This is a genomic window from Desulforegula conservatrix Mb1Pa (assembly GCF_000426225.1).
GTDB lineage: Bacteria > Desulfobacterota > Desulfobacteria > Desulfobacterales > Desulforegulaceae > Desulforegula > Desulforegula conservatrix.
This window is the reverse complement of record NZ_AUEY01000021.1, coordinates 1-14,254: the sequence shown is the minus strand read 5'-3', so window position 1 is coordinate 14,254 and position 14,254 is coordinate 1. Positions and strand designations below refer to the sequence as shown.

General features: G+C 46.0%; 10 protein-coding genes. 6 read left to right on the top strand and 4 right to left on the bottom strand.

All coding sequences use genetic code 11. The annotated features are described in order from the left end of the window. Positions 1-459 precede the first annotated feature (459 nt). The 3 genes from K245_RS0109660 to rsgA all read right to left on the bottom strand — a co-directional run bounded on the left by K245_RS0109660 (position 460) and on the right by rsgA (position 3,784). Entirely contained in the window at positions 460-1,269 is an 810-nt protein-coding gene (locus K245_RS0109660) for a 4Fe-4S binding protein (protein WP_027359125.1), read from the bottom strand. A gap of 107 nt (positions 1,270-1,376) precedes the next feature. Continuing rightward, the gene (locus K245_RS0109655; protein WP_027359124.1) at positions 1,377-1,850 is read right to left on the bottom strand and encodes a GNAT family N-acetyltransferase; all 474 of its coding nucleotides are present in this window, start codon (positions 1,848-1,850) and stop codon (positions 1,377-1,379) included. A gap of 827 nt (positions 1,851-2,677) precedes the next feature. Next, positions 2,678-3,784 carry a ribosome small subunit-dependent GTPase A gene (gene rsgA / locus K245_RS0109640; RefSeq protein ID WP_027359123.1) on the bottom strand — a complete coding sequence of 369 codons (1,107 nt, stop codon included), beginning with the start codon at positions 3,782-3,784 and terminating at the stop codon, positions 2,678-2,680. A gap of 629 nt (positions 3,785-4,413) precedes the next feature. Between rsgA and K245_RS0109630 the strand changes: the two genes are divergently transcribed. The 6 genes from K245_RS0109630 to K245_RS0109595 all read left to right on the top strand — a co-directional run bounded on the left by K245_RS0109630 (position 4,414) and on the right by K245_RS0109595 (position 14,015). Further along, positions 4,414-4,902 carry a GNAT family N-acetyltransferase gene (locus K245_RS0109630; RefSeq protein ID WP_027359122.1) on the top strand — a complete coding sequence of 163 codons (489 nt, stop codon included), beginning with the start codon at positions 4,414-4,416 and terminating at the stop codon, positions 4,900-4,902. Between the two features lie 565 nt (positions 4,903-5,467). Beyond that, a complete protein-coding gene (locus K245_RS23830; protein WP_084156191.1) occupies positions 5,468-7,117 on the top strand; it encodes a type I restriction-modification system subunit M in 1,650 nt (549 codons plus the stop codon). Then, complete coding sequence (locus K245_RS0109615; protein WP_027359121.1) at positions 7,114-7,392, top strand: DUF1016 N-terminal domain-containing protein; 279 nt, start codon at positions 7,114-7,116, stop codon at positions 7,390-7,392. The genes K245_RS23830 and K245_RS0109615 overlap by 4 nt, the downstream gene beginning before the upstream one ends. A 235-nt stretch (positions 7,393-7,627) precedes the next feature. Next, positions 7,628-8,770 carry a restriction endonuclease subunit S gene (locus K245_RS23825; protein ID WP_027359119.1) on the top strand — a complete coding sequence of 381 codons (1,143 nt, stop codon included), beginning with the start codon at positions 7,628-7,630 and terminating at the stop codon, positions 8,768-8,770. 237 nt (positions 8,771-9,007) lie between these two features. After that, positions 9,008-12,442, top strand: coding sequence for a DEAD/DEAH box helicase family protein (locus tag K245_RS23820; RefSeq protein ID WP_051284016.1), 3,435 nt, complete (start codon positions 9,008-9,010; stop codon positions 12,440-12,442). A gap of 553 nt (positions 12,443-12,995) precedes the next feature. Continuing rightward, complete coding sequence (locus K245_RS0109595) at positions 12,996-14,015, top strand: hypothetical protein (RefSeq protein WP_027359118.1); 1,020 nt, start codon at positions 12,996-12,998, stop codon at positions 14,013-14,015. A gap of 35 nt (positions 14,016-14,050) precedes the next feature. Here K245_RS0109595 and K245_RS23815 read toward each other — a convergent pair. Beyond that, the coding region (locus tag K245_RS23815; RefSeq protein WP_035276903.1) for a transposase at positions 14,051-14,254 on the bottom strand (204 nt) is incomplete at its 5' end.

Sequence of the window (14,254 nt, the reverse complement as noted above, 5' to 3'; positions counted from 1 at the left end):
GAATCCAGAAGTAGCTGAAAAAACTGGATGCCGGATTAAGTCCGGCATAACGCCGACGCCTTTTTTGACTTTTTGCGAGACCCTCAACATTTGTAAGACTCTAAAAATATCAGTATTTTTGTCTACTAACAAAACCACAAAGTTTTTGCGGAGCTTTTTCCAAAAAGCGACCCGCCGGAGGCACCCTGCTTAACGTCGGATTACGGACAAAGGATGTCCTAATCCGACCTAAGTATCACCCTTGTTTTGATGGCAAATTAACCTACAAGGCACTTTTTAACTGAAAATCAGGCAAAGCCACAAAAAAAACTATATTTTTACACTATCCCAGCATGAAGATATTATTATATCTGTAAGTGCGTCATCAAGACTGACAAAACCTATAAAATGGTCCTTTAAAGCCCATATAATTGGAGCGAATCCATGCCACCGGCTTTGCCGGTGGTCTGTGACCGGATTCTACTCATCTATCCCAAAAAGCATGGGCTCTTTCCGTATACTGCAATTCTCATTTAACCAGCTTGCGATATTTTTCATTGCGCTGTCCTCCCAAATTCTTGCGCCTGTGGGACAGTTTTTAATACAACTGGAACAGCGAATGCACAGCTCTGTTTTTGTTACCACTTTCCCATTAATTGAAATGGCTTCGGTTGGACATACGCTGGCACATAAACCACAAACTGTGCATATGTCCTCTCTGGTCACAGGTGAAACAACCATAGATCGCACTCCGCCTTCATACGGGAATCTGCCTGGGATTTTCAGATCCATTTGTGCATCACATGATTTCAAGGCTGTGATTTTTTCTTTGATTTTTGCTCCAAAATCAATTGCCTTTTGAATATCCAGGCTATCCGGACGTCCATTTGCGATGGGAACATCCTTTGTTGCAAAAGAATGCTCCCCAATGAATGCACCATCTGCAACAGGATTAAAGCCTAACTCGGCTGCAAGATTTTTTAATTCTAACAATGCATCTTCAAACTCACGGTTGCCATATACAACTATGGGAATCGCCATGGTTTTGTTTGCTTTTATCTGTTTGAACCGATTGATTGCGTCAGCTGGCAGACGACCACCGTAAACAGGAGCACCTATAATTACGAGTTCATCTGAAAAGGTTTGGATTTTTTGCCTGGCGCCCTCCGGCAGTGTCAGGTTAACATGCTCGATATTCTCACAATTCATGCCTTTAGCAATATTTTCCAATACTTTTTGAGTGGTTCCAGTAGGTGAAAAATAGATGAGTCTTACCTGTTTAACTTCCAATATTATTTCTCCTTTCTCGTATTATGGACACCTCTAAAACGGGAATATAAATAATGATCCTTTGAAAGAGGAACGGAATTAGGCTTCAGTATGCTGAGAATATGCCTTTAATAAAACTCAGGCTCATATCCTATAGTATATTTAAGGTTCGAGCTATTTCTTATACCCAGAAAATGGGCATTGCCTTTGTCAAATGGGCAGGCTGGATTTGTACAAGGTTCAAACCCAAATTTTCCGTAAAAATTCGGATCACCCAGAACAAAAATGGTATTAGCCTTTATTTCAGGTTGCCTCAAAGCAAAACGAAGCAATTCAGATCCTATACCTTGCCTTTGAAAATCAGGATTAACGGCCACCGGCGCCAAATGCAATCCACAGACATCAGGGCCGTTAAAGGCTTTTGAAAACGCAATATAGGCTATGATTATGTTTGTATGAATACATACCCATTCATGCAATGTTTTGCCATTTTTATGCAATTTACCAATAAGCTCCATTTCATATTTGCTTTTGGGAAATGCCTGCTTAAGTAACGCATATGCTTTCGGATATTGTTCCATGCTGAGTTTGCGTATTTTCATATAAGAATTCCGATCAAAACGGCTATTAAATTAATAATTGATGGACTCGCAAAAAGCCCCAAAAAGGCTCCTGCGTCATGCCGGACTTGATCCGGCATCCAGTAATTTCAACCACTTCTGGATTCCGGCCTGCGCCGGAATGACGAGGATTGGACTTTTTGCGACCTTCTCAATAACTATAAAACTTTCATGTTTTGCGCTGTTTTTTTGATATCACGGCATAAACAGCTCCGCATTTTCTATCATTTCTTTATTCGAATCGGCTACATAAAAAGAAAAATAGGTAAATGAGAGGCGATTGATTTTTTTAAGCATGGCATATGCGGTTTTCTTCAAAGTCTACCGATGCTCGTTAATTCAACAATATTTTACGTTTCGCCGGAATCCAGTTCGGTAATACGCCGAAGCCTTTTTTTGACTTTTTGCGATCCTGTAATGAACAAACCATTTAGGACTTATATTTTCCGGGGAACCCTTTTACAAAAAGATCCCCGGAATGAGTCGTTCTATACTCATCAATGTCACAGTTCGAATATTTGAAATGAGTCAGGCCGTTTGAATGGCAAGGCTGTTGTTGCATCATTACTGGAAAACCCTTTTGAAAAAGGGTTTCCCAGGCCTTTCCCAAAACTTTTATGGTTTAGTTGATAACATATGTTTTTCAAGCAAAAGAATCCATAACCGAAAAGTTTTTGCCAAGCTTTTTTCAAAAAGCGGCCTTTGATCTTTCATTTAACAGAAGAGTTCTAATTATGACGATGTGAAGTATATATAATGTTAGTTGTTTGGTTTTCAGCACCTTATTTGGGTATGGCGTGTTCAAAACACTAATGTTTGAAGCCTGAATTCCTTTTTTTTATGGTTTTGATTTGCATGGTGATGTCTTTCCATCTCTCCTTTTCGACCCGGTCAGCGCTTTTGTGCTGGCGATCTGACAGATACTCCATTTCACGTTTCATTTTGCGAAAGTTTTCCAGTCTGTCTATTGAGATTTTCCCCTCTTCTACCGCCCCAAGCACCATGCAGCCTGGCTCGTGGGTGTGGCTGCAATTTGTGAAACGGCATTCCTTACCTATCGCTTCAATCTCAGGAAACGCGCTTCCCATACCTTTGTCCACTTCCCAGAATGCTATTTCCCGGATGCCGGGGTTGTCGATCAGCATTCCGCCCTGGGGCATCACTGCCATGTGTCTGGAGGTGGTGGTATGTTTACCCTTGCCATCATGAATGCTGATGGGACTGGTAAGCTGAATTTCCTTGCTGTAAAGCCTGTTCAGCAGTGTTGATTTTCCTGCACCTGAAGATCCAACCATTGTTGTAGTCTGGCCTTTTGCGAGGTATGGCTCAAGAGATTTAAGGCATGTGTCTTCATATGCAGAAATCAGATATACCGGAACGCCGAAGGCCACTGACTCGACTTCATTTACAAAATTCAAGGGCTCCTGGTGGAGATCCGCTTTTGTCAGAATGATTACAGGATTTATGCCGCAGTTCCAGATAAGCGTCAGATACCTTTCTATGCGGCGCAGGTTATAATCCCGGTCAAGGCCGGTAACTATAAATACGGTATCAAGGTTTGCCGCGATTACCTGTTCCTTTTGGGGCTGGGCATCCTGTTTGTTGCGTGTGCCTGAAGCGCCTCTTGACAGAGTGTTTCTGCGTACCAGCACCCTTGAAATAACAGACCCATTCATTATCACCCAATCTCCTGTGACAGGATACATGGAGCCTGTGTCAATCCTCAGCCTGCCTGCCACTGTGGCGAGCCATTCGTTATTTCCGTCGCTTACGAGAAAGCTGTTTTTTCTTACTCCTATCACTCGTGCGGGTGTTATGTCTTTATTTGAAAAATTTTCAAGCTGTTCCTGAAAATGTGAAGTCCATCCCATCAGTAAAAGGTTGCTAATATTATTATCTTTACTGGTGTTCATCATTAGAGTCCTACCTGTTTTTATCTGTAATTTAAGCTATATAAGCCGGTGAATGGTGATGCATAAAGCAGGCACGCAAGTCTCCGGTGATTTTGTTATCGATAAGTGCAGGATGCGTTGCTGACAGAGGATGCAACTATGGTGACGGATTCTCAGTATGAGATCTGCTGGGGGACAGACATTAATAAAACAGCCTGTCTTTAAGATGGAACAGCTTTTTCAGGAATACTTCAGAGCCGTATCAATCAGCTGCCAGCATGTCGCTCCGCTTGTCGGCAACTTTAGAAACAATATCCATTGATTTCATAAACATAAAAACCTCTTTCATATATTTGTTAAAGAGAATCTATAACCTCATGCATTAATATGCGATAGTTCCGGGGTATGTCAATAATAACCCTTATGCACTATTAGTGGTTCATCAGACCAGATTTTATGCCGTCCCCATCGTTATCAGGCGCTCTGGCTTTCACGGATTCTTATCCGGCATTTTCCAAGATTTTGTTGGCAATTGGCACGGCCTAAGTGCTATGAGTCTTCTGAATGATTAGAATGGCTTCTGCAATGTTCTGCGCCGCCATTTCAGGCAGGCCTTTTTGTATATTATCTGTCAGATTTGAACAGGTGGTTTTATGATTATAAGAAAAGCTGAAAAACAGGATTTTGAGAATATCTGGCCAATTTTTTCCGAGATTGTAACCTCAGGCGAAACCTATGCCTATCCAATGGACATTACAAAGGAAGATGCCCGGCGTTACTGGATGGAAGCTCCCAGAGAGACTTATGTTCTGATCGAAAACGGCAGCATTATGGGAACATATTACATCAAGACCAACCATCCAGGCCCTGGAGAGCACGTCTGCAACTGCGGATACATGGTAGCGTCAACAGCGCGGGGAATGGGTTTTGCCACCATGATGTGCCTCCATTCCCAGAAAAGGGCACTCGAACTCGGATATAAGGCCATGCAGTTCAATTTTGTGGCTTCAAGCAATGAAATAGCGGTCAGGCTCTGGAACAGGCTTGGCTACGAGACTGTCGGGCGCCTTCCAAAAGCGTTCAACCATCCCAAGCTTGGCTATATAGAAGCTTTTGTCATGTTTAAATGGCTGGATCAATGAACATTTGATTATGATACGATGGGTTTGTAATCAGGCATAAGAATTTTGGAATTTGGATTTATGATTGATGGACTCGCAAAAATGCAAATAAAAGCGACGGTGTCATGCCGGACTTGATCTGGCATCCAGGAATTTCAGATACTTCTGGATTCCGGCCTGCGCCGGAATGACGGAAATCGGACTTTTTGCGACTTTGTCATGATTGATTGAACCAACAAGATATTTCAAAAATCATCGATTATAAATTAAAAATTGATGATGACGGGTCGCTTTTTTGTAAAAAAGCTTAGCAAAAAACTTTAGTATTTCGTTTTTTTTGGAAATCCCAGGGATTTAAGAGTGATGGACTCGCAAAAAAGCAAATAAAAGCGACGGCGTCATGCCGGACTTGATCCGGCATCCAGGAATTTCAGCAACTTCTGGATTTCGGCCTGCGCCGGAATGACGGTAGTCGGACTTTTTACGACCTTGTCAAGAGTGCTTTAACTGTGGCCAAGAGCGCGATCTCCAACCTGAACATTATCTTGGCAGCAGCTATAATATCCAAAAGGAATCATTTCAAACCATGTTTCAGGAATTCAGACCAAAGGTCGACCGCATCTGGGACACGATGTGGTCTGGCGGAATATCAAACCCTCTGTCCGTCATAGAGCAGCTGACCTATCTTCTTTTCATAAAGCGGCTGGACGAGCTGCAAAATCTCATGGAGAAAAAGGCCGCAAGAAGCGGGAAGCCAATAGAGAAACCCATATTTGGCAAGGATCAGGAGCATCTTCGCTGGTCGCGTTTCAAAGAGACTGCCCCTGAGCAGATGTATAATACTGTGAAGGACGGGGTTTTCCCTTTCATAAAATCCCTTGGAAGCAGCGACGAAAATGGAGACCCGGAAGATTCCACCTACACCCACCACATGAAGGACGCCATCTTCATGATGCCGACTCCCCGCGTTCTTGCAAACGTGGTGGATCAGCTCGACGGCATAGACATGTCAGACTCTGACACCAAGGGCGATCTCTATGAATACATGCTGGACAAGATTTCCCAATCAGGACAGAACGGCCAGTTCCGCACGCCTCGCCATATCATAAAACTCATGGTTGAGATGACCGCCCCAACTCCGAAGGATTTGATCTGCGACCCTGCCTGCGGTACAGCCGGGTTTCTTATCGCAGCCTCGGAATATCTGGTCAGGAACCACGGCGAGGAAATATACAGGAGCGAAGAGGCCCGCCGCAGATTCAACGACCACACCTTCCACGGCTATGATTTCGATTCCACCATGCTCCGCATAGGAAGCATGAACATGCTGCTCCACGGCGTCGAGAATCCTGACATCAGATACAGGGATTCCCTTGCCGAAGACTCCGGCGACGACAGAGGGAAATACATCAGCAAGAAGTACACCCTTATCCTGGCGAATCCGCCCTTTGCCGGAAGCCTTGACCATGAATCCACAGCCAGGGATCTCCAGAGAACCGTAAAGACCAAAAAGACAGAACTGCTTTTTATAGCCCTTTTCCTGCGACTTCTTTCGAGCGGCGGCCGCGCTGCCGTAATCGTGCCCGACGGCGTTCTCTTCGGCTCCAGCAATGCCCACAAGTCCATAAGAAAAATTATTGTGGATGATCAGAAATTAGACGCCATCATATCCATGCCGTCCGGTGTTTTCAAACCATACGCCGGGGTGAGCACGGCCATATTATTTTTCACAAAGACAGATTCAGGCGGAACAGACAGAGTCTGGTTCTACGACATGAAGGCCGACGGTTACAGCCTGGATGACAAACGCACGCCCCAGCCGGATAAAAGCGATCTCAAGGACATACTCGAACGCTGGCGGAATCTTGATAACGAGGCTGATCGCAAACGCACTGACCAGTCTTTTTATGTGCCTGTTTCAGAAATAAGGGGAAACGATTACGACCTTTCCATAAACAGGTACAAGGAAGTGGAATACGAGGCAGTGGCGTATGATCCGCCCAGGGTGATTCTGGAACGGCTTGGGAAGCTGGAAGATGAGATTGCCGAGGGACGGAAGACACTTGAGGCGCTGCTTAACGGGGAACTCGGAACGGAGAAGGGGAAACTCGGAACTGGGAGCTCGGAACTCGGAACGGAGAAGGGGAAACTCGGAACTGGGAGCTCGGAACGCGGAACGGAGAGAGGGGAACGCGGAGCTGGGATCTCGGAACTCGGAACGGAGAACGCGGAATGACTGTGACGGTGGGTTTTCATGATTCGGTGCGCGGCATTTTAAGGGAAGCCCGGAAGCACGCCTATTCCCAGGTAAACCGGGTGATGGTCGAGGCTTACTGGAAAATCGGGCGGCGCATTGTGGAAGAGGAACAGAAGGGAAGCATTAAGGCCGGGTATGGCGAAGGCCTGCTTCTATGTCTGCCCCGCGCCCTGACCGATGAGTTCGGAAAAGGGTTTTCCTATGCAAAACCTTCGGAATTTCAGACAGTTCTACCTGCCTTGGCCGGATTTTGAAAAATGCTACACACTGTGTTGTAAATTGTGTGGAGCCAGAACAAGGGGTTTTTATTACCCAAGTTGGTAAATTTACGTCAATTTACATGCCATTTCAGCGACTTGAAAAAAACTACGCACTGCATAGCGAATTGAACGGGCAGCTTTTTGCCTCCAAGTATCTTCCGGTGCTGCCCAACGAGGCGGAACTGGCTCGGGAACTGGAGCGGCAGCATGTGTTGGAGGGGGGAGTTAAATGAAATGGCAATTGAATTCATTAATTACTGTTTGCAACATTGAAATGGGTCAAGCTCCACCAGGAAAATCATACAACGAAATTGGGGAAGGTGTTCCTTTGATTGCCGGGGCAGGTGACTTTGATGGAAACATTCCAAATGTAAAAAAATTTACAACGTCTCCTTCTAAAATATCAACACCTGGAGACATTATTCTCGGGATAAGAGCTTCCATAGGAGAAAAAGTCTGGAGTGATCGCGCGTATTGTTTAGGCCGAGGTGTTGTAGGGCTCCGTCCGAAATCAGAACTTCATCCACAATACTTGTGGCATTGGCTTGATTCTGCAAAACACATTCTTTTGTCAAATGCCAGAGGGGCAACTTTTTTACAGGTAAACAGGAAAGATATTGAGTCCCTCGAAATCCCCCTCCCACCCCTCGCCGAGCAGAAGCGGATTGCGGAGATTCTGGATGCGGCGGATGCTTTGAGGGCCAAGCGCCGCGAGTCGCTTGCCCAGCTCGACAACTTGCTCCAATCCACCTTCCTTGACATGTTTGGTGATCCTGTAACCAATCCGAAGGGGTGGGAGGTAATTCAATTTCAAAAAATAGGTAAGAGTCGGTTAGGCAAAATGCTCGACAAAGGTAAACAAAAAGGAGATTGTCTATTCCCTTACCTTGCAAACTTTAACGTTCAGTGGTTTAAAATTGAATTAAAAGAGCTGCGTTATATGGATTTTACTGAAGCTGACAGAAAAGAATTTGAGCTTCAGAAAGGTGATTTGCTTATTTGTGAAGGAGGTGAAGTAGGAAGAGCCGCAATCTGGCAAGATGAACATAATTCCATATACTTCCAAAAGGCTCTTCATCGTGTTCGCCTATATCCTGACTTTGCAATTCCAGAATATGTTCTGTACTACATGTGGTTCATGGCTTCAAATGGAGGATTTAAAGATTTTATAAATTCTGCAACTATTGCTCATTTAACCGGTGTAAGTTTGAAAATTTTGCCATTCCCATGTGCTCCCATAAGCCTCCAACGCCGCTTCGCCAGTATCGTCGAATCTGTGGAGAAGCAGAAGGAGAAGGTGGGGGCGCATCTTGTCGAGCTGGATGCTTTGTTCGCGTCCTTGCAGTCGAGGGCTTTTAATGGAGAGCTGTGATATAGGAACTGGGGCTTTAGATAGTTTTTCCAAAATCATGAAGTTTTTGCTGAGCTTTTTTCAAAAAGCGACCTCTTAGCAGATTTAAGACGTATTACTTATCGCCTTTTTTGGCAGAATATGTCATTTCACGAAAATCTCCTTAAGAATAGGGATGTTTCAGATTAAACGCCAGACCAGTTTTTTCTTGTTTCAGCATTTTGGCAGTCAGGCATGACTTTGCAGAAAAGGATAAACATGGCTCAAGATACAGGTTTTCCTGGTTCAGGTTTCAAAAAAGAGCGTTCTTCCAATTTCTCCTTTCTTCCCAGGGGATTCGATACGATATCGGAGTCTGCAATCAGGGCCGAAGGCTATATAATGGGTGATCCCAGGGCCGCGTGTTTCCATGCCAGATTCTCGCTCGAGTCTCTGGTTCACTGGCTTTACCGCCATGATCCGGCTCTTCGCATGCCCTACGACACCAGCCTTGGCGCTCTTCTGCACGAGCCGAGCTTCCAGAATCATCTTCCCCAGGCTGTTTTCCAGAAGGCGAGGGTGATCCAGAAACTCGGGAACCAGGCGGTTCACAGCCAGAAGCCTGTTCTCCAGTACGACGCGATGCAGGTGGTCAAGGAGCTTCACCATATCTGCTACTGGCTGGTTAGGACTTATTCTGGCGGAGCGACGCTTTCGGAATGGCAGGACGGGCTTGTTCCAAAATCTGTTCACCCTGCCGAGGCTGTGGCGAGAAAGGATCTTGAGGCACTAAAGACAGAGCTTGCCGAAGAGAGCAGGGCCAGACTGAAGGAACAGCAGGAGAAGGACGCCCTCGACGCGGAACTTCAGAAGCTTAAGGCCCAGCTTGCTGAAGCAAGGGCAAAGGCTGAGGCTGTTCCTGACACCCACGACTATTCAGAGGCAGATACAAGGCATTATCTCATAGACGTTGACCTTAGAAGGGCTGGCTGGTCTCTGGAAGATGAGAGGGACAGGGAATACGAAGTAAGGGGCATGCCCAATGAAAAGGGTATTGGCTATGCTGACTATGTTCTCTGGGGGGATGATGGCAGGCCTCTTGCAGTGCTTGAGGCCAAGAAAACGACTGCTGACCCTGCGGTTGGCAAGCAGCAGGCCAAACTTTACGCAGACTGCCTTGAGAATATGCACGGCCAGAGGCCTATTATTTTTATGACAAACGGGTATGAGACCTGGCTCTGGGACGATGTTTTCTATCCGCAGAGAAGGGTTAGTGGCTTTTATAAAAAGGACGAGCTTCACCGCCTTATAATCAGGCGTTCACAAAGATCAAAACTGGACGTTGCCCAGATAAAGGATGCAATCTCAGGGCGCTATTACCAGAAACGCGCCATTGGCAGCATATTTTCCCATTTTGCTTCTGGAAGGCGAAAGGCTCTTCTTGTGATGGCTACGGGAACAGGCAAGACCAGAACCGCTATTTCGCTCGTGGATGTTCTTCAAAGGTCTGGCTGGGTGAAAAGGGCGCTTTTTCTGGCTGACAGAGTATCCCTTGTCAAGCAGGCTGCCAGCGCTTTCAAGGCCCATCTTCCTGAATCAAGCCCTGTGAATCTTGTGACTGAAAAAGATGCTGACGCAAGGGTCTATGTATGCACATATCCCACTATGCTCAATCTGATAGACCAGACAGACGGGGGCGAGGCCCGTTTCGGTTCCGGCTATTTCGACCTTGTGATAATAGACGAGGCCCACAGATCCGTTTATCAGAAATACGGGGCCATTTTCAGGTATTTCGATTCCCTTCTTGTAGGGCTTACAGCAACACCGAGCGAGGAAGTTGACAGGAATACATACGATCTTTTCGAGCTTGAGCCTGGAGTGCCGACCGACGCATACGAACTTGAAAAGGCTATTTTGGACGGCTTTCTTGTTCCTCCGAAGGTTCAGCAGGTGGATCTTAAGTTCCCGCGAGAGGGCATAGACTACGAATCTTTGAGCGACGAGGAAAAAGAGCAGTGGGAAAGCCTGGACTGGGGCGATGATGCGGATGAGAACGGCCTGCCGTCCCAGGTAAATGCATCTGCCATAAACAACTGGCTGTTCAACAAGAATACTGTGGACATGGTTCTTCGGCATCTGATGGAAAACGGGCATAAGGTGGAAGGCGGAGACAGGCTCGGAAAGACCATTATCTTTGCAAGAAACCATGAACACGCCAAATTTCTGGAAGAGCGGTTCAATCACCATTATCCTCATTACGCAGGGCATTTTGCAAGGATCATAGACAATTACGCCAAATATCCCCAGAGCCTGATCGATGATTTTTCCATAAAAGACAAGGCTCCGCACATAGCCATTTCAGTTGATATGATGGATACGGGCATAGACGTGCCCGAAGTTGCCAATCTGGTCTTTTTCAAGCCGGTTTTTTCAAAGATTAAATTCTGGCAGATGATCGGGCGCGGTACACGTCTGTGTCCTGATCTTTTCGGGCCTGGACAGGACAAGGAAGATTTCCGCATATTTGATTTTTGCTTCAACTTCGACTTTTTCAGGGAAAATCCCAAAGGCATAGAGGCCGGAGGCGGAGTCTCGCTTGGAACAAGGCTTTTCAGATCGAGGGTTAAGCTGCTTGGCTATCTTCAGGCTGCACCTGATATTTCCAAAGACTCGGGATTGCGGGACGCTTTGACCACAGAGCTTTTTAGGGAAGTCAGCGCAATGAATCCAGAAAATTTCATTGTGAGAATGCATCTTGAGACTGTGGAGCGTTTTAAGAAGCGTGAGGCATGGGAGAGTCTGGGCGAGGACGACAGGGCGATTCTTCAGAGGGAGGTCGCTGGTCTTCCGAGTGAAATAGAGACGGACGACATCGAGGCCCGCCAGTTTGACAATACTGCCCTTCGCATGCAGCTGGCGCTTGTGGAAAATGAGTCTGCACTGCTTGAAAGGCTGAGGCAGCAGGTGGTGGATATTGCCATGCTTCTGGGTGAGAAGGCGGCAATTCCTTCTGTAAGGGATCAGCTTGCTTATCTTTCAGCAATGGAGGAGACAGGATTCTGGGAAGGGATCAATCTTGACGGGCTTGAAGAAATGAGGCTTAGATTGCGCGGCCTTGTTGCTTTTCTGGACAGGACGAAACGAAAAATCGTTTACACTGACTTCAAGGATGAGGTTCTGGGAGTGCGCGAGGAAAGCGGCATATATATGCCTAAGATGACAGGAACCCAGTATGAGAAAAAGGTGAAGGACTATCTGAAAAGCCATCTGGATCACATCGTCATTCACCGTCTGAGGAGCAACCAGCCTCTTACGGAAATCGACCTAAAGGGACTTGGGCAGACCCTTGCGGAGATAGGAGAAGATGAAGGCGAGACCCTTCTTGGAAGTCTGATTGAAAGGAGTGGCTCCCCATCTGTGCCCTGGTTTGTGAGAAGTCTTGTGGGTATGGATCGCAGCGCGGCATATGAAGCTTTTTCCAGATTTCTAAATGACCGCAGTCTTACGCCCCAGCAGATCCGTTTCGTTGAGCTGATAATAGATCAACTCACCTCAAGGGGTGTAATGGAGGCATCTGCGCTTTACGAGGCTCCTTTCACAAGTCTGCACGCTGGTGGGCCTGATGCTCTTTTTGTCGGCAGGGAAAATGTCATAGAAGGCATATTTGATACGCTTGAGACCGTTCATTCATGGCTTGGAAAAGAGGCAGGGTGAATTTTTGATGCCTTTATGCTTGGGAAAGTCGTAAAAAGTACGATTCCCGTCATTCCGGCGCAGGCTGAATCCAGAACTACCTGAAAATACTGGATGCCGGATTAAGTCAGGTATGATTCAAGCCCGGCATGACGCCGAAGTCATTTTTTTGTGGTTATGCTCAACTCCCAGTGATATTTTAAAAGTCATGGCCCGATCATTTTTTAAACTCTTAAAATATCAATGTTTTTGCCAAATAACAAAACCATGAAGTTTTTGCGGAGCTTTTTCCAAAAAGCGACACGATCGGCACACGAATCTGGTGCGCAAGCCTTAGAGCTTGAGCACCCTACGAATTGGTTTTTAAACGCAAATTAACCATACAAGGCACCCTGTTTAACGTCGGATTACGAGCAAAGGACGCTCTAATCCGACCTACGAATTGGCCTTTTTTGACGGCAATTTAAACATACAAGGCAATGCTTGACTGAAAATCAGGCAGAGCTACATTTTTTTTGCTTTTTGCGAGTCCATCAATCCTATTTTGAAGAATCGGTAATCCGGGGGAGAAGATATGTCTATTAGAGGTTTGGGAAAGGTTCTGCTATTTATTGGCTTGGTGCTTTTTGTGTCAGGTTGTGATGATGATTCCTCATCTGTTGCCAATTCCCAGGATGATTTAGGTGCTTCCAGCTTTTCTGGTATTTATCTGCGCCGAACTCCTTCTGATAACGGGCAGTATAATGCTTCCCTGGCGACTTCGGCACAGTCCCCTGATATTATCCTGAGTGGAAATCATCCGGTTTCAGATCCTTCGGGCGAGTTCGGTACAAATTCTTCCTACGAAAGCGGTTCCCCGGGAGCATCCCTTATAAATGGACAGATTAATTATATCTACGTCCGCGCTAAAAATTTAAGCTCTTTTCCTGTCAGGGCAAATGTTTATCTTTACTACGCTCCGGCAGGGCTTGTTCTTACCCCTGACCAATGGAAAAACAACCTTATTACAACCGTAAGTGGCAGCGACCATATATCTCTGAGCGCGTCCTCTCAAGGTGGAATAGCGGTTACAGACGAACCTTTTTATTTCATTCCGCCGGAATCATCAGGGCATCTAAGTCTCGTCGCTTTCCTTGTGGATCCAGAACATCCGGGTTCTATTATTGATCCTTTAACCTCTGATGAATACATCAGCTTTGCCGCACAATCAAAAATTGCATTTCGCACCATGGTGAATGCAGCGACTACGGCGCCCGTTGTCATGGAAACATTTAATTTTTCGAATCCTGATCAGAAAGACTCTCGGTTTCTTTTCAAAATTACGAGTTCGGGCCTGCCGTCAGGATCTTATGTTTCTTTAAGCGGAGGTTCTGATGGAGCAGCAGTAGCTATTCCGAAGACTCACGTCACTGGCAGCGAGTTTTCGACCAGTACAGAGGTTACTCTTCCTGCTGGATTTAAATCGGCCTTGTCGGTTTCCATATACGCAGGTGCTTCAGGATTTCCCAAGGGTGCCAGTGTGGTGGCTTCCCAGCATGTAGTTTCAGGGAGAAGTACCCGGCTTCTTGGAGATGCCACTATTGTCTTCAATTAAAGTATAGTCGCCGTAAAGGCTAAAATGTAATCTGATTACCACTCTGCTTCAGCCATAGAAAGCATGGTTGATGGCATGGGTGGAGTCCTAAGAGCAACATAAATCAGTCTGTGAATCATGGACGGCAGATCATATCGGCGATTGAATCTGTACTGAAATTCTGCCAGGTACCGCGGAACATGCTTGCGATTAATTGCATGATAAGTACCTTTGAGCGCATTTTTTAAGTTACCAAGTAT